This window comes from Mesorhizobium sp. M0145 (assembly GCF_040322355.1).
GTDB lineage: Bacteria > Pseudomonadota > Alphaproteobacteria > Rhizobiales > Rhizobiaceae > Mesorhizobium.
In genome coordinates, this window is record NZ_JAMYTK010000017.1 from 18,211 (window position 1) to 40,484 (window position 22,274).

Below are 22,274 nucleotides of genomic sequence, written 5' to 3' on the forward strand. Positions count from 1 at the left end.
GGCGTTACCTCTTCTTAGCTCTTGCGCTGATGGCGCGAGCGCAGGATGAACTTGTCGGTCGCCTTGTTGGACCGCGTCTTCTTGCCCTTGGTCGGCTTGCCCCAGGGCGAAACCGGATGGCGGCCACCCGAGGTGCGGCCTTCGCCGCCGCCATGTGGATGGTCGACCGGGTTCATGGTCACGCCGCGATTGTGCGGACGTTTGCCGCGCCACACGGTGCGGCCTGCCTTGCCGTCATTGATGTTGCCGTGGTCCGGGTTAGACACGGCGCCGACAGTGGCCATGCAGGAGCCGTGGACGACACGCTGCTCGCCCGAATTGAGGCGCAGGATCGCCATGCCCTGGTCGCGGCCGACGAGCTGGCCATAACCGCCGGCCGAACGGGCGACCTGAGCGCCCTTGCCGGGCTTCAGCTCGATATTGTGGACGATCGTGCCGACCGGCATCGAAGCCAGCGGCATCGCGTTGCCCGGCTTCACGTCGACCGATTCACCGGCCACGATCTTGTCGCCGGGAGCCAGACGCTGCGGGGCGATGATGTAGGACAGCTCGCCATCGTCATACTTGATCAGCGCGATGAAGGCGGTGCGGTTCGGATCGTACTCGATACGCTCGACCGTGCCGACGACGTCGAACTTGCGGCGCTTGAAGTCGATGATACGGTAGGTGCGCTTGTGACCGCCGCCGATGAAGCGGGCCGTGATGCGGCCGTAATTGTTGCGGCCGCCCGACTTGGTCAGGCCTTCGGTCAGGCCCTTGACGGGCTTGCCCTTGTAGAGGCCCGAGCGGTCGACGATGACCAGCTGACGGGTGCTCGGCGTTACCGGGTTGAATTTTTTCAGTGCCATTGTTCTGTCCTCGCGACCTTGCTCAGAGACCCGTCGCGACGTCGATCGACTGGCCTTCGGCCAGCGTCACAACCGCCTTCTTGACGTCGCTCTGGCGGCCGATCGTGCCGCGGAAGCGCTTGATCTTGCCCTTGCGGACAAGCGTGTTCACGGCCATCACCTTGACGCCGAACAGCGCTTCGACGGCGGCCTTGATTTCCGGCTTCGACGCCTTCTTGGCGACATTGAAGACGACCTGGTTCTGCTCGGAAGCCATGGTCGACTTTTCGGTGATCGCCGGCGAGACGATCACGTCGTAATGACGAAGGTCGGTCATTTGAAGCGCTCCTCGAGAGCCTCGACGGCGGCCTTGGAAAGGACCAGCGTGCCGCGGCGCAGAATGTCGTAGACGTTGATGCCCTGGATGGGCAGCACGTCGATGTTCGGGATGTTGGTCGCCGCCAGCTTGAAATTCTTGTCAAGCTCGGCGCCGCCGATCACCAGGGCGTTGCTCAGGCCCAGCGTCGCGAAATTCGCGATCAGCGCCTTGGTCTTGGCCTCGGTCAGCTTCAGCTCGTCGATGATGATGATCGACGCGCTCTTGGCCTTGGCCGAAAGCGCATGCTTGAGGCCGAGTGCACGCACCTTCTTCGGCAGATCGTGCTCGTGGCTGCGAACGACCGGGCCATGGGCCTTGCCGCCGCCGCGGAACTGCGGAGCGCGAGCCGAATGGTGACGGGCGCGGCCGGTACCCTTCTGCTTGTACATCTTGGCGCCGGTGCGGGCGATTTCCGCGCGACCCTTGGCCTTGTGGGTGCCCTGCTGCTTCTTGGCAAGCTGCCAGCGCACGACGCGCTGCAGGATGTCCTCGCGCGGATCGAGGCCGAAAATCTCTTCGGAGAGCTTCAGCTTGCCGGCGTCCTTGCCGCCAAGCGTTGTAATCTTGAGGTCCATTATTCCGCTCCCTCTGTGGCCGGCGCCTCGTTCGTGGCGGCACCGTCAGTCGCAACGGCGCGGATCGCGGCGGGCTTCGGCGCATTGGCCGGAAGCGCCACCTTGGCCGCGTCGCGGACCAGGATCCATGCACCCTTCGAACCCGGGACCGCACCGCGGATCAGGATCAGGCCGCGATCGGCGTCGGTCGAGACGACCTCGACATTCTGCGTGGTGACGCGGGTGTCGCCCATGTGGCCGGCCATATGCTTGCCCTTGAACACCTTGCCCGGATCCTGGCGCTGGCCGGTCGAGCCGTGTGTACGGTGCGACACCGAGTTGCCGTGCGTCGCGCGGCCGCCACCCATGTGGTGCCGCTTGATGACGCCCTGGAAACCCTTGCCGATCGTGGTTCCCGTCACATCGACCTTCTGGCCGACGACGAAGTGCTCGACGGTGATCTCGGCGCCAACATCGATCATGTTGTCGGCGGAGACGCGGAACTCGGCAACCTTGGCCTTGGGCTCGACGGAAGCGGTCGCGAAATGGCCGCGCATCGCCTTCGACGTGTTCTTCACCTTGGCAAGGCCAACGCCGAGCTGGACGGCGGTATAGCCGTTCTTCTCCTGCGTGCGCTGCGCCACGACCTGGCAGTTCTCCATCTGGAGAACAGTGACGGGAACATGTTCCCCGGCATCGTTGTAGATGCGGGTCATTCCCACCTTCTTTGCAATCACACCTGAACGCATCGGTTCAATTCCTTTAGAGTTCCCTGTCGGGGCTGTCGCCCCTCCACGCCTCTTGTTCCTTCAGAGTTGCGGGTCGCCCCGCTGACCTCTGGTTCCTTAGAGCTTGATCTCGACGTCGACACCGGCGGCCAGGTCGAGCTTCATCAAAGCATCGACCGTCTGCGGGGTCGGGTCGACGATGTCGAGCAGACGCTTGTGCGTGCGCATCTCGAACTGCTCGCGGCTCTTCTTGTCGACGTGAGGCGACCGGTTGACCGTGAACTTTTCGATCCGCGTCGGCAGCGGAATGGGGCCGCGGACGTTGGCGCCGGTGCGCTTGGCGGTCGACACGATTTCCCGTGTCGAGGCGTCGAGCACCCGGTGATCAAACGCCTTCAGGCGGATGCGGATATTCTGTCCGTTCATGCGTCACTTCCTTGTTCTGGCGCGGCGCGGGCAGCGCCCGCGACAGATCGGTTTAAGTCCAAATTACTCTTTGATGGTGACGACGATGCCGGCACCGACGGTGCGGCCGCCTTCACGGATGGCGAAGCGCAGCTTCTCTTCCATGGCGATCGGCACGATCAGCTCGACATCGACGGTGATGTTGTCGCCCGGCATCACCATCTCGGTGCCTTCCGGCAGCGACACGATGCCGGTCACGTCCGTCGTGCGGAAATAGAACTGCGGACGGTAGTTGGTGAAGAACGGCGTGTGGCGGCCGCCCTCGTCCTTGGTCAGGATGTAGGCTTCGGCAACGAACTTCTTGTGCGGCTTGACGGTGCCGGGCTTGGCCAGGACCTGGCCGCGCTCGACGCCTTCACGGTCGACACCGCGCAACAGCGCGCCGATGTTGTCGCCGGCCTGGCCCTGGTCGAGCAGCTTGCGGAACATCTCGACGCCCGTGCAGGTCGTCTTGGTGGTCGGACGGATGCCGACGATCTCCAGCTCCTCGCCGACCTTGACGACGCCGCGCTCGACGCGGCCGGTCACAACCGTGCCACGGCCCGAGATCGAGAACACGTCCTCGATCGGCATCAGGAACGGCTTGTCGAGCGGACGAACCGGCGTCGGGATGTAGGCATCGACCGCAGCCATCAGTTCGCGGATGGCGTCCTCGCCGATCTTCTTGTCGCTATCTTCAAGTGCGGCAAGCGCCGAACCCTTGACGATCGGAATGTCGTCGCCGGGGAACTCGTTCTTGGTCAGAAGCTCACGCACCTCGAGCTCGACCAGCTCGAGCAGCTCGGCGTCGTCGACCTGGTCGACCTTGTTCAAGAACACCACGATCGAGGGCACGCCGACCTGGCGGGCGAGCAGGATGTGCTCGCGCGTCTGCGGCATCGGGCCGTCGGCGGCCGACACCACCAGGATCGCGCCGTCCATCTGCGCAGCACCGGTGATCATGTTCTTGACGTAGTCGGCGTGGCCGGGGCAGTCGACATGGGCATAGTGGCGGTTGGCGGTCTCGTATTCGACGTGGGCCGTCGAAATGGTGATGCCGCGCGCCTTCTCTTCGGGCGCCGCATCGATCTGGTCGTAGCGCTTGTATTCGCCAAAATACTTGGTGATCGCCGCCGTCAGCGACGTCTTGCCATGGTCGACGTGACCAATCGTGCCAATGTTCACATGAGGCTTAGTGCGCTCGAATTTACCTTTTGCCATGTGATCTCTCCATTCCTGCCAGCCCGTGCGGGCCTTGAATTAAGTTACTGATGCAACTCGTTTCGAGTTACGCGTATTTCTTCTGGACTTCCTGGGCGACCGCGGTCGGGACCGGCTCGTAGTGGTCGAACTGCATCGTGTAGGCCGCGCGGCCCTGGCTCATGGAGCGAAGGTTGTCCACGTATTTGAACATGTTGGCGAGCGGCACCATCGCGTTGATGACCACAGCCACGCCACGGGCTTCCTGGCCCTGGATCTGGCCGCGACGGCCGTTCAGGTCGCCGATAACGCTGCCGACGTAATCTTCCGGCGTCACCACTTCGACCTTCATGATCGGCTCGAGCAACTGCACGCCAAGCTTGGGCGCTGCTTCACGGAAGCAGGCGCGGCCGGCGATTTCGAAGGCCAGAACCGACGAGTCCACGTCGTGGTAGGCGCCATCGATCAGCGTCGCCTTGACGCCGATCATCGGGAAGCCGGCGAACGGGCCCGAGGTCATGACGCTGTTGATGCCCTTTTCGACACCGGGGATGTATTCCTTCGGCACAGCGCCGCCGACGATCTTGGTTTCGAACTCGAATTCGCTGCTTTCCGGATTCGGCTCGAACAGTATCTTGACGCGGGCGAACTGGCCGGTACCGCCGGTCTGCTTCTTGTGCGTGTAGTCCTGCTCGTGCTTGCGGGTGATCGTCTCGCGGTAGGCCACCTGCGGCGCGCCGACATTGGCCTCGACCTTGAACTCGCGGCGCATGCGGTCGACGATGATGTCGAGGTGAAGCTCGCCCATGCCGGAAATGATCGTCTGGCCCGATTCCTCGTCGGTCTTGACGCGGAAGGACGGATCCTCGGCGGCCAGGCGGTGAAGGGCGAGACCCATCTTTTCCTGGTCGTTCTTGGTCTTCGGCTCGATGGCGATCTGGATGACCGGATCGGGGAATTCCATGCGCTCGAGGATGACCGGATGCAGCGGATCACTGAGCGTGTCGCCGGTGGTGGTGTCCTTGAGACCAGCGAGGGCGACGATGTCGCCGGCAAACGCCTCTTCCACGTCGGCGCGCGAATTCGCATGCATCTGCAACATGCGGCCGATGCGCTCTTTCTTGCCCTTCACGGTGTTGTCGACCGAGATGCCCTTGGTGAGCTTGCCCGAATAGATGCGGGCAAAGGTGAGCGAACCGACGAACGGGTCGTTCATGATCTTGAAGGCAAGCATCGACAGCGGCTCGTTGTCGTCTGCATGACGCTCGATCTCGGCGTCGGTCTTGGCGTCGACGCCCTTGATGGCCGGGACATCGGCCGGCGACGGCAGATATTCGACGACGGCGTCGAGCAGCGGCTGCACGCCCTTGTTCTTGAAGGCCGAGCCGCAGAACATCGGATAGAACTTCACCGCGATCGTGCCCTTGCGGATGAGCGCACGGATCTCGTCGTTGCTCGGCATCTTGCCTTCGAGGTAATTCTCGAGCGCCGTCTCGTCCATTTCGACGGCGGCCTCGATCATCTTCTCGCGGTATTCTTCGGCACGAGCCTTGAGGTCGGCAGGGATCTCGACGATGTCCCAGGCAGCGCCCAGCGTCTCGTCGCGCCAGACCAGCGCGTTCATCTCGACGAGGTCGACGACACCCTTGAACTCGGTCTCGGCGCCGATCGGCAGCTGCATGACGACGGCATGCGCACCTAGGCGCGAACCGATCATCTCGACCGAGCGGTAAAAGTCGGCGCCGATCTTGTCCATCTTGTTGCAGAAGATCATGCGCGGCACGCGGTACTTGTCAGCCTGACGCCAGACGGTTTCCGTCTGCGGCTCGACACCGGCATTGGCGTCGAGCAGCGCGATGGCGCCGTCAAGCACGCGCAGCGAACGCTCGACCTCAATGGTGAAGTCGACGTGGCCGGGGGTGTCGATGATGTTGAAGCGGTGCATCTTGCCGTCGCGACCCTTCCAGAAGGTCGTGGTCGCGGCGGACGTGATGGTAATGCCGCGCTCCTGCTCCTGCTCCATCCAATCCATGGTCGCAGCGCCGTCGTGGACTTCCCCGATCTTGTGCGACTTGCCCGTGTAATAGAGGACGCGCTCGGTGGTCGTCGTCTTGCCGGCGTCGATATGCGCCATGATACCGAAATTGCGGTAGTCTTCGATTTTATATTCGCGGGCCATGGGAGGTGCCTCTTCAGTCTCGTTCGCGCTTTACCAGCGGTAGTGCGCGAAAGCGCGGTTGGCTTCTGCCATCTTGTGGGTGTCTTCACGCTTCTTGACGGCGGTGCCGCGGTTGTTGGCCGCATCCATCAGCTCGCCGGAGAGGCGGTCGACCATAGTGGTCTCGTTGCGGTTGCGGGCGGCGGCGATCAGCCAGCGGATGGCCAATGCCTGACGGCGCTCGGGGCGCACGTCGACCGGAACCTGGTAGGTGGCGCCGCCGACGCGGCGCGAACGCACTTCCACATGCGGCGCGACATTGTCGAGCGCCTGATGGAAGACGGTGACCGGCTCCTGCTTGGTCTTGGACTGAACCTGGTCGAGCGCGCCGTAGACGATGGTCTCGGCAACCGACTTCTTGCCGTCATACATGACGGCGTTCATGAACTTGGTGACGATCAGATCGCCGAACTTCGGGTCCGGATTGATCTCACGCTTTTCTGCACTGTGACGACGGGACATTTTTTCTCTGCCTCAATTCTACGCGGTGGCCTGGATCCCGGATCGTCGCTTGACGCCGCCCGGAACGACCTTGGCTACGCTTCGGTCACTTCGGACGCTTGGCGCCGTATTTCGAACGGCGCTGCTTGCGGTTCTTCACGCCTTGCGTGTCGAGCACGCCGCGGATGATGTGGTAACGGACGCCCGGAAGATCCTTGACGCGGCCGCCGCGGATCATCACCACCGAGTGCTCCTGAAGGTTGTGGCCTTCGCCGGGGATGTAACCGATCACTTCAAAACCATTGGTCAGGCGGATCTTGGCCACCTTGCGCAGCGCCGAGTTCGGCTTCTTCGGCGTCGTGGTGTAGACGCGCGTGCAGACGCCCCGCTTCTGCGGGTTCTGCTGCATGGCCGGGACCTTGTTGCGCTTCACCGGCGCAATGCGCGGCTTGCGGATCAGCTGGTTGACGGTAGGCATTAAACCCTCTTGTCTCTCAATTCCGTATCTCGCCCGGTCAGGGCCGCTCAAAGCGTCACTTCCATACGCAAATTCGGGCCACAAACCGCGCCTCGCGGTCTTGCCCGAACAAATGGCAGAGGAAGCGGAAGCCGCTTCATGCACGCCGGAAATGTCTTTTCGCTCGTAAAACGAACCCTGTTTGAGGCAAACTCCAAAGCGTGTCGCTTCGGAAGCAAGAGCCTCACATCGGTTCTGACTGGGCGGCTTCTACTCGTATGACCACTGTCCGTCAACCCCGGAGCGGCAAATATTGCGCTGAACCCGAGGCGTGGCAGCCATGCGAAAAGCGCATGTAATTTTCTTGCGCCGTTTTTCAAGAGGAAGCCAGAAAGTGACCGGCTTGCGGCTGTTTCCAGGCCGTGCTTCGTGCGAAAAGGCGGCATGAGCAGCCCAAACCCCCTCGCCCGGAGGTACGAACCCGTGAATGACAATGAGGAGCGCCCGGTCACCATTATTACCGGCCGGGTGTGGAAGCGCAAAGGCGGCAAGGCGGAAGGCGTGCATGTGATGCTGGTCGCGCCGGACGACGATTCGGCGGTGCGCCGCGCTCTCGAATCGCTTGCCGCGGAAGGTTATGCCGAGGCAGAGCTCGACCAGATCGGCGACATGGACGGCGTGCCCGACGAGGAGCCGCATCTGTCCGCCTATCAGGGCGCGCTCGAAGGCGAAGTGTCGATCGTGACGTTCGATGTGCCGATCTGAAGAGATCTGAATCGCGGTCGATCTTGCGGGCCGGCGACAAAGCCCGGCGACTTGCCCGGCACAAGTTCTCTGCTAAGAAGCGACCTCTGGCAAAACCAAGCACACTCAACCTGCGGAGCTCCCATGTCCTCTAATCCCATCAAGCTCGGCATCGTCGGCGTGGGGAAGATCGTCCGTGACCAGCATCTGCCGGCGCTGGCGAAGGACCAGGATTATCGCCTGGTTGCTGCAGCGAGCCGGCATGGCAAAGTGGAGGACATCCCGAACTTCCCGACGATCGAGGCGATGCTCGACGCAACGCCAGAGCTCGAGGCGGTGTCGCTGTGCATGCCGCCGCAGTTTCGTTACGACGCCGCGCGCTTGGCGCTCACGGCGAAAAAGCATGTCTTCCTGGAAAAGCCGCCCGGCGCCACGGTCAGCGAGGTCGAAGACCTGAAGGCGCTGGCGGCAGCGAACGGCGTCTGCCTGTTCGCCAGCTGGCACTCGCGCTATGCGCCAGCTGTCGAAGCAGCGCGCACATTCCTCAGCTCGACTACGATCAGGTCGGCCGCCATCAACTGGAAGGAAGACGTGCGCCGCTGGCATCCGAACCAGGAGTGGATCTGGGCTCCCGGCGGCTTTGGCGTCTTCGATCCCGGCATCAACGCGCTGTCGATCGCGACCCACATCCTGCCGCCGATGTTCATCAGCTCGGCAGAGCTCGATTTCCCCGAAAACCGCGCGGCCCCGATCGCCGCCCATATCGCCTTCCGCACTTCGAACGGTCTGCCGGTGACGATGGAACTCGATTGGCGTCAGACCGGCCCGCAAAGCTGGGACATCCTGGCCGATACCGAGGCCGGATCGATGGTGCTTTCTGGCGGCGGCTCAAAGCTCGCCATCGATGGCCGCGTCGTTCACGAGGAGCCGGAAGCCGAATATCCGATGCTCTACAAGCGCTTCGCCGAGATCGTGCGCGCCGGCACCTCCGACGTCGATCTCGCGCCCCTGCAGCACGTCGCCGACGCCTTCATGCTCGGCAAGCGCAATGTGGTGGAAGCTTTTTTCGATTGACGAGTGGGCGCCGGCCGGATCGCAGGTCTGGTCGGCGCACCGCACAAAATCAATTGACGATCGCTATTGCAAAGCCGTCATAGCCCTTGGCGCCAACAGTCTGGATCGCGGTGCCTTCCAGACGCTTGTCGCTGCCGATGAACGAGAACGCCGCGCGTGCCCCTTCGACATTGGCGTCGCGACCATCTTCATTCACCACCGCGCCGTCACGGATGACATTGTCGCAGACGATGACGGTCCCCGGCCTCGAAAGACGCATGGCCCAGGACAGATAGTGCGGGTTGTTCGGCTTGTCGGCGTCGATGAAGATAAAGTCGAACGGCCCGGCATTCTCGGCGCCTAAGGCCGCAAGCGATTGAAGCGCCGGTCCGACCCGCAGTTCCACACGGTCAGACACCCCTGCCCGTTCAAAGTTCGACCGCGCGACACTGGCGTGGTGCGGATCAAGCTCGAGCGTCACGACCTTGCCATCCATCGGCAATGCTCGCGCCATCCAGATTGTCGAATAACCGCCCAACGTGCCGATTTCGAGTACCTTCCTCGCTCCCTGCATTCGCGCAAGAAGTGAGAGCAGCTTGCCTTGTGCTGGGGAAACGTCGATAGGCGGCAGGCCCTGATCATGGTTGGCCGCCAGAACGGCATCAAGAGCGGGATCCGCCTCGAAAAGAGCTTCGACAATGTAGTCGTCGACAGAAGCCCAAATCTTCCTGCTCATCGTTTCCTCTCCGATCCGATTGAGGAACCAAAATGCGAAAAGGGGCCACTTAGGCCCCTTTTCTATCTTCTCTTGCTTGCGCGCTTACTGCGCCGCGTTAACCATGTCGGTCAGCATCGGCTCGGCGACCTCGACGCCGGACGCCTTGCGGCGCTCGTCGATGATCAACTCGTCGCGCGAGGTGGCGATGCGCCGGATCTGGCTCATCGTACCGCCGGTACCGGCCGGGATCAGCCGGCCGACGATGACGTTTTCCTTCAGCCCCTGCAGCATGTCGGTCTTGCCCGCAACCGCAGCTTCGGTCAGCACCCTCGTCGTCTCCTGGAAGGAGGCGGCGGAGATGAAGGACGGCGTCTGCAGCGAGGCCTTGGTGATGCCGAGCAGCACCGGTTGGCCTTCAGCCGGCTTCTTGCCTTCCTCGACCAGGCGCTCATTGACCTCTTCCAGCTCGATCACGTCGACGTGGTCGCCCGGAATGTAGGTCGAATCGCCCTGCGTGGTGATCTCGACCTTCTGCAGCATCTGGCGAACGATCACCTCGATGTGCTTGTCGTTGATCGACACGCCCTGCAGTCGGTAGACCTCCTGGATTTCGTTGACGAGGTAGGAGGCAAGCGCCTCCACGCCCTTGATCGCCAGGATGTCGTGCGGCGCCGGATTACCGTCGAGGATGTAGTCGCCCTTCTCGATGACGTCGCCGTCCTGGAGATGGAACGGCTTGCCCTTCGGGATCAGGTATTCGACCGGCTCAAGCGTCGAGTCATGCGGCTCGATGATGATGCGGCGCTTGTTCTTGTAGTCGCGGCCGAAGCGGATCGTGCCATCGATCTCGGCGATGATGGCGTGATCCTTCGGACGGCGTGCCTCGAACAGTTCGGCCACACGCGGCAGACCGCCGGTGATGTCCTTGGTCTTGGCGCTTTCCATCGGGATACGCGCCAGCACGTCGCCGGGGCGAACCTGTGCGCCCGGCTCGACCGAAAGAATGGCCTCGACCGAGAGCAGGAAGCGGGCGTCGCCGCCCTTCGACAGCTTGCCGACCTTGCCCTTGGCATCCTGGACGACGATCGCCGGCTTGAGGTCGTTGCCGCGTGGCGTCGAACGCCAGTCGATGACCTCGCGCTTGGTGATGCCGGTCGATTCGTCGGCGGTTTCCTGAACGGAAATGCCATCGACCAGATCCTCGAACGCTACCCTGCCCTCGATTTCGGTGAGGACCGGGCGGGTATAGGGATCCCACTCGGCAATGCGCTGGCCGCGCTTCACCTTGTCGCCATCGTCGACGAAGATACGCGAACCGTAGGTGACGCGGTGCGTGGCGCGTTCCTTGCCGGCCTCGTCGAGGATCAGCACCGCCATGTTGCGGCCCATGACCATCAGCTGGCCGTCGGAGTTGCGCACCACGTTGCGGTTGCGGATCTCGACCTTGCCCTCATACGAGGCTTCAAGGAACGAGGAATCCACCACCTGCGCCGTGCCGCCCATGTGGAAGGTACGCATGGTGAGCTGGGTGCCCGGCTCGCCGATCGACTGCGCCGCGATGACGCCGACAGCCTCGCCCTGGTTGACGGGAGTGCCGCGGGCCAGATCGCGTCCGTAGCAGACCGCGCAGACGCCGACCCTGACCTCGCAGGTCAGCGCCGAACGGATGCGAACCGACTGCACGCCGGCCTTTTCGATCAGTTCCACGTCACGCTCGTCCATCAGCGTTCCGGCCTTGACCAGAACCTCGCCGGTGACCGGGTGGGTGATGTCGTCGAGCGAGGTGCGGCCGAGAACGCGCTGACCAACCGAGGCGACGACCTGACCGGCATCGACGATCGGCTGCATGGTGAGGCCCTTGTCGGTGCCGCAGTCGAGCGAGTTGACGATGCAGTCCTGCGCCACGTCGACGAGACGACGCGTCAGGTAACCCGAGTTCGCCGTCTTCAAGGCGGTGTCGGCCAGACCCTTGCGGGCGCCGTGGGTCGAGTTGAAGTACTCGAGCACGGTGAGGCCTTCCTTGAAGTTCGAGATGATCGGCGTCTCGATGATTTCACCGCTAGGCTTGGCCATCAGGCCGCGCATGCCGGCGAGCTGGCGCATCTGGGTGGGCGAGCCGCGCGCACCGGAGTGCGACATCATGTAAATCGAGTTCATCGGCTTCTGACGGCCGTTGTCCTCGAACTCGACCGCCTTGATGCGGGCCATCATTTCGTCGGCGACCTTTTCCGAGCACTTGGCCCAGGCGTCGACGACCTTGTTGTACTTCTCGCCCTGGGTGATCAGACCGTCATTGTACTGCTGCTCGTACTCCTTGGCCAAAGCCTCGGTGTCGGAGACCAGCTTGATCTTGGCGTCCGGGATCAGCATGTCGTCCTTGCCGAACGAAATGCCGGCACGGCAGGCGTGGCTGAAGCCGAGAGCCATGATGCGATCGCAGAAAATGACCGTCTCCTTCTGACCGCAATGGCGGTAGACGGTGTCGATCATCTTGGAGATGTTCTTCTTGGTCATCTCCTGGTTGGCGGTCTCGTAGGGCACGTTGTGATTCTTCGGCAGCAGCTCGCCGATGATCATGCGGCCAGGCGTGGTGTCGTAGATCTTCGACACGACCTTGCCGTCGGCGTCGACCGTGCGGAAGCGCCCCTTGATCTTGGCATGCAGCGTCACCGCCTTGGTCTCGAGCGCGTGCTGGAGTTCGCCCATGTCGGCAAACACCATGCCCTCGCCCGGCTCGTTCTGGTTGACGATCGAGAGATAGTAGAGACCGAGAACCATGTCCTGCGACGGCACGATGATCGGCGCACCGGAAGCCGGGTGCAGGATGTTGTTGGTCGACATCATCAGCACGCGGGCTTCGAGCTGCGCTTCCAGCGACAGCGGCACGTGGACCGCCATCTGGTCGCCGTCGAAGTCGGCGTTGAAGGCCGTGCAGACCAGCGGGTGAAGCTGGATCGCCTTGCCTTCGATCAGGATCGGCTCGAACGCCTGGATACCGAGGCGGTGCAGCGTCGGTGCGCGGTTCAAAAGCACCGGATGCTCGCGGATGACCTCGTCGAGGATATCCCAGACCTCCGGACGCTCCTTCTCGACCAGCTTCTTCGCCTGCTTGACGGTCGAGGAGTAACCCTTGGCGTCGAGACGGGCGTAGATGAAGGGCTTGAACAGCTCGAGCGCCATCTTCTTCGGCAGGCCGCACTGGTGCAGCTTGAGCTCCGGACCGGTGACGATGACCGAGCGGCCGGAATAGTCGACGCGCTTGCCGAGCAGGTTCTGGCGGAACCGGCCCTGCTTGCCCTTCAGCATGTCGGACAGCGACTTCAGCGGACGCTTGTTGGCGCCGGTGATGACGCGGCCACGGCGGCCATTGTCGAACAGCGCATCGACGGCTTCCTGCAGCATGCGCTTTTCATTGCGCACGATGATGCCGGGCGCGCGCAGCTCGATCAGCCGCTTCAAGCGGTTGTTGCGGTTGATGACGCGGCGATAGAGGTCGTTCAGATCCGACGTGGCGAAACGGCCACCGTCCAGCGGGACAAGCGGACGCAGGTCCGGCGGGATCACCGGAACCACCTTCATGATCATCCATTCCGGACGGTTGCCGGACTCCATGAAGTTCTCGACGACCTTGAGCCGCTTCAGGTACTTCTTCTGCTTGAGCTCGTAGGTGGTCGAAGCCAGTTCCGAGCGCAGATCGCCGGCGATCTTCTCGAGGTCCATGCCGGCCAGCAGGTCGTGGATCGCCTCGGCGCCGATCATGGCGGTGAACGAATCCTCGCCATACTCGTCGACGGCCATCATGTACTCTTCCTCGCTGAGCAGCTGGTGCTCCTTCAGCGCGGTGAGGCCGGGTTCGGTAACGATGTAGTTCTCGAAGTAGAGGACCCGCTCGATGTCCTTCAGCGTCATGTCGAGCAGCGTGCCGATGCGCGACGGCAGCGACTTCAGGAACCAGATGTGGGCGACCGGTGCCGCCAGCTCGATATGGCCCATGCGCTCGCGGCGGACGCGCGACAGCGTCACTTCGACGCCGCACTTCTCGCAGATGACGCCCTTGTATTTCATGCGCTTGTACTTGCCGCACAGGCACTCATAGTCCTTGATCGGGCCAAAAATGCGCGCGCAGAACAGGCCGTCACGCTCCGGCTTGAAGGTGCGGTAGTTGATGGTCTCCGGCTTCTTGATCTCGCCGAACGACCAGGACAGAATCTTCTCAGGGCTGGCAAGCGAGATCCGGATGGAATCGAACACCTGCGCAGGCGCCTGGGGATTGAAGAGATTCATGACCTCTTGGTTCATGCCGTTCTCCTTTTCGGGGTCCTCGAAAACCCCTTGCATCTAGCGCGGGCCAAACGCCCGCCGACTTGATCGGCCATCGGCCGAGAATTTGGTGCGTCCGGTCGCGGGAAGACCGCGGCCGGACGTCTTGCTTACTCGGCCGCGTCGGGCAGCCGGATCGGGTTGTCGTCGAGCTTGGTGTTCTCCAGCTCGACATTGAGGCCGAGAGACCGCATTTCCTTGACGAGAACGTTGAAGCTCTCGGGAATGCCGGCCTCGAATGTGTCGTCGCCTCTGACGATCGCCTCGTAGACCTTGGTGCGGCCGGCGACGTCATCCGACTTCACCGTCAGCATCTCCTGCAGCGTGTAGGCGGCGCCGTATGCTTCGAGCGCCCAGACCTCCATCTCGCCGAAGCGCTGGCCACCGAACTGCGCCTTGCCGCCCAGCGGCTGCTGGGTAACGAGCGAGTACGGCCCGATCGAACGCGCGTGGATCTTGTCGTCCACAAGGTGGTGAAGCTTGAGCATATATATATAGCCCATCGTCACTTTGCGATCGAACGGCTCGCCGGTGCGCCCGTCATAGAGCTGCGACTGACCGCTGGTGTGCAGGCCCGCCTGCTCCAGCATGATGTTGATGTCGGCCTCGTGCGCGCCGTCGAACACCGGTGTCGCGATGGAGACGCCGCGGCGCATCTGCTCGCTGAGGCGAACGATGCTCTCGTCGTCATATTCGCGGACCGGCTCGTTGCGGTCGTTGGAAGGCATGAAGCTCTCGAGCGTCTTGCGCAGCGGCTTGATGTCGCCCGCCGTCTTGTACGCGTCGATCAGATCGCCGATCTTCCTGCCCATTCCGGCGCAAGCCCAGCCCAGATGCGTTTCCAGGATCTGGCCGACATTCATGCGGCTCGGCACACCCAGCGGGTTGAGCACGATGTCGGCATGCGTGCCGTCCTCGAGGAAAGGCATATCCTCGACCGGAACGATCCGCGACACGACACCCTTGTTGCCGTGCCGGCCGGCCATCTTGTCGCCGGGCTGCATCTTGCGCTTCACGGCCACGAAGACCTTGACCATCTTCATGACGCCCGGAGGCATTTCGTCGCCGCGCTGCACCTTCTCGACCTTGTCCATGAAGCGCTGCTCGAGCGCCTTCTTGGAATCGTCGTACTGGCCACGCAGGGCTTCCAGTTCGCTCTGGAGCTTTTCGTTCTCCACGGCAAACTGCCACCACTGCGAACGCGGATACTCGTCGAGCGTGTCCTTCGACAGCTTCGAGCCCTTCTTGAAGCCCTTCGGCCCGGCAATCGCTTCCTTGCCGACGAGAACGTCGGAAAGACGCGAATAGACGTTGCGGTCGAGGATCGCCTGCTCGTCGTCGCGGTCCTTGGCGAGGCGTTCGATCTCCTCGCGCTCGATCGCCATGGCGCGCTCGTCCTTCTCGACGCCGTGGCGGTTGAAGACACGCACTTCGACGACGGTGCCGAAGGTTCCCGGAGGCATGCGCATCGAGGTGTCGCGCACGTCCGAGGCCTTTTCACCGAAGATGGCGCGCAGCAGCTTTTCTTCCGGCGTCATCGGGCTTTCGCCCTTCGGCGTGATCTTGCCGACCAGGATGTCGCCCGGCTGCACTTCCGCACCGATGTAGACGATGCCGGCCTCATCGAGGTTCTTCAGCGCTTCTTCCGAGACGTTGGGAATGTCGCGCGTGATCTCCTCCGGCCCCAGCTTGGTGTCGCGGGCCATGACTTCGAACTCCTCGATGTGGATCGAGGTGAAGACGTCGTCGGCGACGATGCGCTCGGACAGGAGGATGGAATCCTCGTAGTTGTAGCCGTTCCACGGCATGAACGCGACCAGCACGTTACGGCCGAGGGCCAGATCGCCGAGCTCGGTCGACGGGCCGTCGGCGATGATGTCGCCCTTGTTGACCCGGTCGCCCATGCGCACCAGCGGACGCTGGTTGATGCAGGTGTTCTGGTTCGAACGCTGGAACTTCATCAGCCGGTAGATGTCGACGCCGGACTTGCCGGGATCGAGATCTTCCGTGGCGCGGATGACGATACGCGTCGCGTCCACCTGGTCGACGATGCCGCCGCGGCGGGCGCCGATGGCGGCGCCCGAGTCACGGGCGACGATCGGCTCCATGCCGGTGCCGACGAACGGCGCTTCGGCGCGCACCAGCGGCACGGCCTGACGCTGCATGTTCGAGCCCATCAGCGCACGGTTGGCGTCATCGTTCTCGAGGAACGGGATCAGGGCCGCGGCCACCGACACCATCTGCTTCGGCGACACATCCATCAGATCAACGTTTTCGCGCGGCGCCATCATCACTTCGCCGGCGTTGCGGCAAATGACGAATTCGTCGACGAAATGACCATTCTTGTCGAGCTCGGCATTGGCCTGCGCGACGTGGTGCTTGGCCTCTTCCATAGCCGAGAGGTAAACGACCTCATTGGTCAGCTTGCCGTTGACGATCTTGCGGTACGGGCTCTCGATGAAGCCGTATTTGTTGACGCGCGCGAAGGTCGCAAGCGAGTTGATCAGGCCGATGTTCGGGCCTTCCGGCGTCTCGATCGGGCAGATGCGGCCGTAATGCGTCGGGTGCACGTCGCGCACTTCGAAACCGGCACGCTCGCGGGTCAGACCGCCCGGTCCAAGCGCCGAAAGACGGCGCTTGTGGGTGATCTCCGAAAGCGGGTTGGTCTGATCCATAAACTGCGACAGCTGCGAGGAACCGAAGAACTCGCGCACGGCGGCAGCCGCCGGCTTGGCGTTGATCAGGTCCTGCGGCATCACCGTGTCGATCTCGATCGAGGACATGCGTTCCTTGATCGCGCGCTCCATGCGCAGCAGGCCGACGCGGTACTGGTTCTCCATCAGCTCGCCGACCGAGCGCACGCGGCGATTGCCGAGATTGTCGATGTCGTCGATCTCGCCCTTGCCGTCGCGCAGTTCGACCAGCGTCTTGACCACGGCCAGGATGTCGTCCTTGCGCAGCACGCGCACGGTGTCCTCGGCCTTGAGCTCGAGGCGCATGTTCATCTTGACGCGGCCGACGGCCGAAAGATCATAGCGCTCGCTGTCGAAGAACAGCGAGTTGAACATGGCTTCGGCGGTCTCGAGCGTCGGCGGCTCGCCGGGGCGCATGACGCGGTAGATGTCGAACAGTGCGTCCTGGCGGCTCTCGTTCTTGTCGACGTTGAGCGTGTTGCGGATGTAGGCGCCGACGTTGACGTGGTCGATGTCGAGGACCTTGATCTCATCGTCACCGGTGCCAAGCAGCACTTTCAGCGTCTTTTCGTCGATCTCGTCACCGGCTTCGAGGAAGATCTCGCCGGTCGCGTAGTTGACAATATCCTCGGCAAGGTAGTTGCCGAGCAGATCCTCGTCGGTCGCCTTGATCGCCTTGAGACCCTTTTCGCCAAGTGCCCTGGCCTGGCGGGCGGTGATCTTCTTGCCGGCCTCGACGACGACTTCGCCGGTGTCGGCGTCGACCAGGTCACCAACGGCCTTGAGGCCGCGGAAACGCTCGACGTTGAACGGGATGCGCCAATGGTCGCCGGCGCGCTTGTAGGTGATCTTGTTGTAGAAGGTCGACAGGATCTCTTCGCCGTCCATGCCGAGCGCCATCAGCAGCGACGTCACCGGAATCTTGCGGCGGCGATCGATGCGGGCATGCACGACGTCCTTGCTATCGAACTCGATGTCGAGCCACGAACCGCGATAGGGAATGACGCGCGCGGCAAACAGAAGCTTGCCGGACGAGTGCGACTTGCCCTTGTCATGGTCGAAGAAGACGCCTGGCGAACGGTGCATCTGCGAGACGATGACGCGCTCGGTGCCGTTGACGATGAAGGTGCCGTTCAAGGTCATGAGCGGCATGTCGCCCATGTAGACGTCCTGCTCCTTGATGTCCTTGATCGACTTGGCGCCGGTATCCTCGTCGATATCGAACACGATGAGGCGCAGCGTCACCTTGAGCGGCGCCGCATAGGTCAGGTCGCGCTGCCGGCATTCGTCAACGTCGAATTTCGGTCCCTCGAACTCATACTTCACGAATTCCAGCATCGAGGAGCCGGAAAAATCGGAAATCGGGAAGACCGACTTGAAAACTGCTTGCAGTCCCTCGTCAGGACGCCCACCCTTGGGCTCCTCCACCATCAGGAACTGGTCATAGGATGCCTTCTGAACCTCGATCAGGTTCGGCATCTCCGCAACTTCCGGGATCTTTCCGAAAAACTTGCGTACGCGTCTGCGGCCATTGAAAGTCTGGGTCTGGGCCATCGTCGCTCCTTAGCTCAATTCTCGGGACGAGCCTCGCCGCGGCTCGCCTTGCATCTCGGGCCACCTTGGCGGCCCTGTCTTGTTGCCCGCCGCCTGTCGGCGGCTTCTTGTCTTTTCACCCGCCGCCAATTGGCGGCGGGCCAGAAACGGGAGAAAACCCGTTTCCTGAAGGCCGGTTTGCGGCCCTCAGGAAAGAGGTTTTCGCACTCTTCGCGTTACGCAGCCTCCCTTAGACGCGAAAGGATTGGCGTACGGCGCGACTCCGTCCGCCTGTACTCAACGCTTACTTCAGTTCGACCTTGGCGCCGGCTGCTTCCAGCTGGGCCTTGAACTTGTCCGCGTCGGCCTTGGAAACGGCTTCCTTGACCGGCTTCGGAGCCGCCTCGACCAGGTCCTTGGCTTCCTTGAGGCCAAGACCGGTGATGGCGCGAACTTCCTTGATGACGTTGATCTTCTGAGCGCCTGCCTCGGTGAGGACGACGTCGAATTCCGTCTTTTCCTCGACCGGAGCAGCAGCGGCCGCAGCGCCGCCGGCAGCGGCAACCGCCACCGGAGCAGCGGCGGAAACGCCCCACTTTTCTTCAAGAAGCTTCGACAGCTCGGCCGCCTCGAGGACGGTTAGCTTCGAAAGGTCGTCTACGATCTTTGCCAGATCAGCCATTGCAATGTTCCTTCATAAGGTTCGAACGTGTGTTTGTGATAGCGAGGAACGGCCTCATGCCGCCTCGTCCTTCCGGGCGTAAGCGCCGATGACGCGCGCGACCGAAGCCGCAGGCGCATTGACGATCTGGGCGATCCGGGTTGCCGGCGTGGCGATCATGCCAACCAGCCTGGCGCGCAGCTCATCGAGCGACGGAAGTGTGGCGAGTGCCTTCACACCGTCGGCATTGAGCGAGGTGGTACCCATTGCGCCGCCGAGAATGACGAGCTTGTCATTTCCCTTGGCGAAATCGGACGCGACCTTCGGCGCCGCAATCGGATCCTCCGAATAGGCGATCAGCGTCTGTCCCTTGAACAGCTCGATGATCGATGCGGAGTCCGTGCCCTGAAGAGCGATTTTGGCGAGACGGTTCTTCGCGACTTTGACGGTGCCACCGGCGGCGCGCATTTTCGACCGAAGGTCGTTCATTTGCGCGACGGTGATACCGGCGTAGTGGGCCACGACGACTGAACCAGCGCTTGAAAACGCATCATTCAGGCCCGTGACGAGTTCGCGTTTTTCCGCTCTGTCCACTGCCTATCTCCAGTTGACCCCTGCCCTCTACGAAGGACAGGCGTCGGGTTGCCTTTTTGCCGGCCGGGCCATCCAGTAACGGATCTCCCGAACGACGCTCGAGGATCCTGCCCCCTTTCGCCACACCTGCCGGCAAGCCGGACGGTGCGCAGACAAAAGGCAAACACGGTTCGAACCTTTCATTGGAGCTTTCGCTCCTTTGTCCGGTCTTCACCCGTCTCATGCAGGCCCGCATGAATTAAGGCCCACATCACCTAAGGCTTGGGGGCCGCCTGCAATCTCGGACAGGATGTCCGGAAGCCTTTCGACTTCCGGTACCGGGCCGCCGACAGGTCGGAGGCCCGGAATTCTTTCACGGATCAGCGTTTTAGCGGCCGATCCAATTGTTCGTATCAGGACGCTGCGAGCGTCGAGACGTCGAGCTTGAGGCCCGGGCCCATCGTCGAGGTGACCGACACCTTCTTGACGTAGTTGCCCTTGGCACCAGCCGGCTTTGCCCTGGTCACCGCGTCAGCGAAGGCGCGGACGTTTTCTTCCAGCGCCTTGACGTCGAACGAGACCTTGCCGACGCCGGCGTGAACGATGCCGGCCTTCTCGACGCGGAACTCGACGGCGCCGCCCTTCGATGCCTTGACGGCGGCGGTAACGTCGGTGGTTACGGTGCCGACCTTCGGGTTCGGCATCATGCCGCGCGGACCGAGCACCTTGCCGAGACGGCCGACCAGCGGCATCATGTCCGGCGTGGCGATGCAGCGGTCGAAGTCGATCGTGCCCTTCTGGACGATGTCGACCAGATCCTCGGCTCCGACGATGTCGGCGCCGGCGGCCTTGGCCTCCTCGGCCTTGTCGCCACGCGCGAAGACGGCGACGCGAACGCTGCGGCCGGTGCCGTTCGGCAGATTGACCACGCCGCGGACCATCTGGTCGGCATGGCGCGGGTCGACGCCGAGGTTCATCGCGACTTCGATCGTCTCGTCGAACTTCACCGAGGAGCGATCCTTGAGCAGCTTCAGCGCCTCACCCAAAGCATAAGCCTTGTTGGGATCGATGCCTTCGCGGGTCTTCGATACACGCTTTGCAATCTTTGCCATGATCTCAGCCCACCACTTCCAGACCCATCGAGCGGGCGGAGCCCTCGACCATGCGCATGGCCGCCTCGACGTCGTTTGCGTTCAGATCCTTCATCTTCTGCTCGGCGATGGCGCGCACCTTGTCGCGGCCGATCGTGCCGGCCTTGACCTTGCCCGGCTCCTTCGAGCCCGACTTCAGGTTCGCAGCCTTCTTCAGGAAGTAGCTCACCGGCGGCGTCTTCATGACGAAGGTGAACGACTTGTCCTGGTAGTAGGTGATGACGACCGGAACCGGCGAGCCCTTTTCCATTTCCTGGGTCTGCGCGTTGAACGCCTTGCAGAACTCCATGATGTTGATGCCACGCTGACCAAGCGCCGGGCCGATCGGGGGCGACGGCGTGGCCGATCCCGCGGAAACCTGGAGCTTGAGCTGGCCTGCAATTTTCTTAGCCATCTCTCTTCCTGCCTTTTCTCATGCCGGTCTTGCCGGCGGTTGCAGTCTGGTGGTGCGGTCCGCGCGGCCGGCTAAAGCCGCATTCGCCTCCCACCCGTTTTTGGCCGCGCGATCTCCGCGCCGCCTTCCCTGCCGCCGAAACCGGTGCAGGGATTTCGGATCAGCCCTTCTCGACCTGTCCGAATTCCAGATCGACCGGCACAGCGCGCCCGAAGATCGAAACTTCCACCTTGAGCCGCGCCCGCTCCTCGTCCACTTCCTGGACGAAACCGTTAAAGGACGCGAATGGTCCATCCGAAACGCGGATCGCTTCGCCGATCTCGAACGTCACCGACGGCTTCGGCCGCTCGACGCCCTCCTGAACCTGGTTCAGGATACGCTGGGCCTCGGCTTCGGTGATCGGCACCGGCTTGGAGTCGCCCAGGAAACCGGTGACCTTCGGCGTGTTCTTGACGAGCGAAAACACGGCGTCGGTCAGATTGGCTTTCAGCAGCACATAGCCCGGAAAGAACTTGCGCTCGGCATCGACCTTGCGGCCGCGGCGGATCTCGACGACCTTCTCGGTCGGCACCACGATCTGCTCGATGTCGGCGGACAGGCCCTTCTGCTTGGCCTTGTTCTCGATGTCCTCGGCGACCTTCTTTTCAAAGTTCGAGTAGGCGTGGACGATGTACCACCGCGCGGTCATTTCAAGACTTCTCCGTAATCGCCGGACTTACTGTCCGAGGCCGAGGATTTTTTCGACCGCAAAGCCCATGGCCACGTCTGCGGTAAAGAAAAAGATCATCGCGATGACCGCGAACACAAGGACCATCACCGTCGAGATCATCGTTTCGCGCCGCGACGGCCAAGTGACCTTGGCGGTCTCCGCGCGAACCTGCTGGAGAAAGGTGAAGGGATTTGTGGTTTTCGAAGCCATATGCCGCTCTGTCTGCAAGACCCGTTGGCCGGGCCTCCTGGATGATCCCGCTGGCCGGGACGTGCCGCTTGAGCGTGCGTTCGCGCCGAATCAGCGCAATCATTTCGCCCATGCAAATCAGACGCGTAAAGCCGGCTTCCCAGCTCCACGCGTCGCGTGTCTGTCTCGTCTACATAAAACCGATTCTTGATCCACGCAAGTGGCAAGTGTCCGCTTTATGGCCAAACGCCGCCTCGGAACCATCCAGTCGTCCCGTCCCGGCTATGC

General features: G+C 62.6%; 20 protein-coding genes. 2 read left to right on the plus strand and 18 right to left on the minus strand.

Annotated elements, in window-relative coordinates; all coding sequences use genetic code 11:
- Positions 1–14 precede the first annotated feature (14 nt).
- From rplB to rpsL, 9 genes are all read right to left on the minus strand, one after another.
- Positions 15–848, minus strand: a complete 834-nt coding sequence (gene rplB / locus NKJ28_RS22385) for a 50S ribosomal protein L2 (protein ID WP_023675138.1) — start codon at positions 846–848, stop codon at positions 15–17.
- Between the two features lie 22 nt (positions 849–870).
- On the minus strand, positions 871–1,164 hold the full coding sequence (locus NKJ28_RS22390; RefSeq protein ID WP_023675139.1) for a 50S ribosomal protein L23: 294 nt from the start codon (positions 1,162–1,164) through the stop codon (positions 871–873).
- Positions 1,161–1,781, minus strand: a complete 621-nt coding sequence (rplD, locus tag NKJ28_RS22395; protein ID WP_023675140.1) for a 50S ribosomal protein L4 — start codon at positions 1,779–1,781, stop codon at positions 1,161–1,163. Before rplD ends, NKJ28_RS22390 begins: the two co-directional genes overlap by 4 nt.
- Positions 1,781–2,509, minus strand: a complete 729-nt coding sequence (gene rplC, locus NKJ28_RS22400) for a 50S ribosomal protein L3 (protein WP_023675141.1) — start codon at positions 2,507–2,509, stop codon at positions 1,781–1,783. The genes rplD and rplC overlap by 1 nt, the downstream gene beginning before the upstream one ends.
- A 96-nt stretch (positions 2,510–2,605) precedes the next feature.
- Positions 2,606–2,914 (minus strand): 30S ribosomal protein S10, encoded by a 309-nt coding sequence (rpsJ, locus tag NKJ28_RS22405; protein ID WP_006205468.1) that lies wholly within the window; start codon positions 2,912–2,914, stop codon positions 2,606–2,608.
- A gap of 63 nt (positions 2,915–2,977) precedes the next feature.
- Complete coding sequence (gene tuf, locus NKJ28_RS22410) at positions 2,978–4,153, minus strand: elongation factor Tu (protein WP_254817137.1); 1,176 nt, start codon at positions 4,151–4,153, stop codon at positions 2,978–2,980.
- Positions 4,154–4,220: 67 nt separating this feature from the next.
- A complete protein-coding gene (fusA, locus tag NKJ28_RS22415) occupies positions 4,221–6,311 on the minus strand; it encodes an elongation factor G (RefSeq protein WP_023680448.1) in 2,091 nt (696 codons plus the stop codon).
- Positions 6,312–6,341: 30 nt separating this feature from the next.
- Positions 6,342–6,812: a 30S ribosomal protein S7 gene (gene rpsG / locus NKJ28_RS22420; RefSeq protein WP_008875664.1), complete on the minus strand. Its 471-nt coding sequence runs from the start codon at positions 6,810–6,812 to the stop codon at positions 6,342–6,344.
- 85 nt (positions 6,813–6,897) lie between these two features.
- On the minus strand, positions 6,898–7,269 hold the full coding sequence (rpsL, locus tag NKJ28_RS22425; RefSeq protein ID WP_006333356.1) for a 30S ribosomal protein S12: 372 nt from the start codon (positions 7,267–7,269) through the stop codon (positions 6,898–6,900).
- A 462-nt stretch (positions 7,270–7,731) separates the two neighbouring features.
- Here rpsL and NKJ28_RS22430 point away from each other — a divergent pair, with 462 nt between their 5' ends.
- Together NKJ28_RS22430 and NKJ28_RS22435 are read left to right on the plus strand one after the other, a co-directional pair.
- Entirely contained in the window at positions 7,732–8,013 is a 282-nt protein-coding gene (locus tag NKJ28_RS22430) for a transcriptional regulator (protein ID WP_352636966.1), read from the plus strand.
- A 123-nt stretch (positions 8,014–8,136) separates the two neighbouring features.
- Positions 8,137–9,066 (plus strand): Gfo/Idh/MocA family protein, encoded by a 930-nt coding sequence (locus NKJ28_RS22435; protein ID WP_352636967.1) that lies wholly within the window; start codon positions 8,137–8,139, stop codon positions 9,064–9,066.
- Between the two features lie 49 nt (positions 9,067–9,115).
- Here the strand turns inward: NKJ28_RS22435 and NKJ28_RS22440 are convergent, their stop codons facing one another.
- The 9 genes from NKJ28_RS22440 to secE all read right to left on the minus strand — a co-directional run bounded on the left by NKJ28_RS22440 (position 9,116) and on the right by secE (position 22,007).
- Positions 9,116–9,781, minus strand: a complete 666-nt coding sequence (locus tag NKJ28_RS22440) for an O-methyltransferase (RefSeq protein ID WP_352474774.1) — start codon at positions 9,779–9,781, stop codon at positions 9,116–9,118.
- An 84-nt stretch (positions 9,782–9,865) separates the two neighbouring features.
- Entirely contained in the window at positions 9,866–14,062 is a 4,197-nt protein-coding gene (gene rpoC / locus NKJ28_RS22445) for a DNA-directed RNA polymerase subunit beta' (protein WP_352636968.1), read from the minus strand.
- 131 nt (positions 14,063–14,193) lie between these two features.
- Positions 14,194–18,330: a DNA-directed RNA polymerase subunit beta gene (rpoB, locus tag NKJ28_RS22450; RefSeq protein WP_023680443.1), complete on the minus strand. Its 4,137-nt coding sequence runs from the start codon at positions 18,328–18,330 to the stop codon at positions 14,194–14,196.
- Positions 18,331–18,613: 283 nt separating this feature from the next.
- Positions 18,614–18,991 (minus strand): 50S ribosomal protein L7/L12, encoded by a 378-nt coding sequence (rplL, locus tag NKJ28_RS22455; RefSeq protein WP_023680442.1) that lies wholly within the window; start codon positions 18,989–18,991, stop codon positions 18,614–18,616.
- 54 nt (positions 18,992–19,045) lie between these two features.
- Positions 19,046–19,564 (minus strand): 50S ribosomal protein L10, encoded by a 519-nt coding sequence (gene rplJ / locus NKJ28_RS22460; protein ID WP_008875657.1) that lies wholly within the window; start codon positions 19,562–19,564, stop codon positions 19,046–19,048.
- A 392-nt stretch (positions 19,565–19,956) separates the two neighbouring features.
- Positions 19,957–20,655, minus strand: a complete 699-nt coding sequence (rplA, locus tag NKJ28_RS22465) for a 50S ribosomal protein L1 (protein WP_023680441.1) — start codon at positions 20,653–20,655, stop codon at positions 19,957–19,959.
- A 4-nt stretch (positions 20,656–20,659) separates the two neighbouring features.
- Positions 20,660–21,088, minus strand: coding sequence for a 50S ribosomal protein L11 (gene rplK / locus NKJ28_RS22470; protein WP_023680440.1), 429 nt, complete (start codon positions 21,086–21,088; stop codon positions 20,660–20,662).
- A gap of 160 nt (positions 21,089–21,248) precedes the next feature.
- Positions 21,249–21,776 (minus strand): transcription termination/antitermination protein NusG, encoded by a 528-nt coding sequence (nusG, locus tag NKJ28_RS22475; protein ID WP_006333333.1) that lies wholly within the window; start codon positions 21,774–21,776, stop codon positions 21,249–21,251.
- A 27-nt stretch (positions 21,777–21,803) separates the two neighbouring features.
- A complete protein-coding gene (gene secE / locus NKJ28_RS22480) occupies positions 21,804–22,007 on the minus strand; it encodes a preprotein translocase subunit SecE (protein WP_023680439.1) in 204 nt (67 codons plus the stop codon).
- Between the last annotated feature and the right edge of the window lie 267 nt (positions 22,008–22,274).

Coding starts and splice junctions, on each gene's coding strand:
- rplB (WP_023675138.1), bottom strand. CDS start 848: ATGGCACTGAAAAAATTCAACCCGGTAACGCCGAGCACCCGTCAGCTG.
- NKJ28_RS22390 (WP_023675139.1), bottom strand. CDS start 1,164: ATGACCGACCTTCGTCATTACGACGTGATCGTCTCGCCGGCGATCACC.
- rplD (WP_023675140.1), bottom strand. CDS start 1,781: ATGGACCTCAAGATTACAACGCTTGGCGGCAAGGACGCCGGCAAGCTG.
- rplC (WP_023675141.1), bottom strand. CDS start 2,509: ATGCGTTCAGGTGTGATTGCAAAGAAGGTGGGAATGACCCGCATCTAC.
- rpsJ (WP_006205468.1), bottom strand. CDS start 2,914: ATGAACGGACAGAATATCCGCATCCGCCTGAAGGCGTTTGATCACCGG.
- tuf (WP_254817137.1), bottom strand. CDS start 4,153: ATGGCAAAAGGTAAATTCGAGCGCACTAAGCCTCATGTGAACATTGGC.
- fusA (WP_023680448.1), bottom strand. CDS start 6,311: ATGGCCCGCGAATATAAAATCGAAGACTACCGCAATTTCGGTATCATG.
- rpsG (WP_008875664.1), bottom strand. CDS start 6,812: ATGTCCCGTCGTCACAGTGCAGAAAAGCGTGAGATCAATCCGGACCCG.
- rpsL (WP_006333356.1), bottom strand. CDS start 7,269: ATGCCTACCGTCAACCAGCTGATCCGCAAGCCGCGCATTGCGCCGGTG.
- NKJ28_RS22435 (WP_352636967.1), top strand. CDS start 8,137: ATGTCCTCTAATCCCATCAAGCTCGGCATCGTCGGCGTGGGGAAGATC.
- NKJ28_RS22440 (WP_352474774.1), bottom strand. CDS start 9,781: ATGAGCAGGAAGATTTGGGCTTCTGTCGACGACTACATTGTCGAAGCT.
- rpoC (WP_352636968.1), bottom strand. CDS start 14,062: ATGAACCAAGAGGTCATGAATCTCTTCAATCCCCAGGCGCCTGCGCAG.
- rpoB (WP_023680443.1), bottom strand. CDS start 18,330: ATGGCCCAGACCCAGACTTTCAATGGCCGCAGACGCGTACGCAAGTTT.
- rplL (WP_023680442.1), bottom strand. CDS start 18,991: ATGGCTGATCTGGCAAAGATCGTAGACGACCTTTCGAAGCTAACCGTC.
- rplA (WP_023680441.1), bottom strand. CDS start 20,655: ATGGCAAAGATTGCAAAGCGTGTATCGAAGACCCGCGAAGGCATCGAT.
- rplK (WP_023680440.1), bottom strand. CDS start 21,088: ATGGCTAAGAAAATTGCAGGCCAGCTCAAGCTCCAGGTTTCCGCGGGA.
- nusG (WP_006333333.1), bottom strand. CDS start 21,776: ATGACCGCGCGGTGGTACATCGTCCACGCCTACTCGAACTTTGAAAAG.
- secE (WP_023680439.1), bottom strand. CDS start 22,007: ATGGCTTCGAAAACCACAAATCCCTTCACCTTTCTCCAGCAGGTTCGC.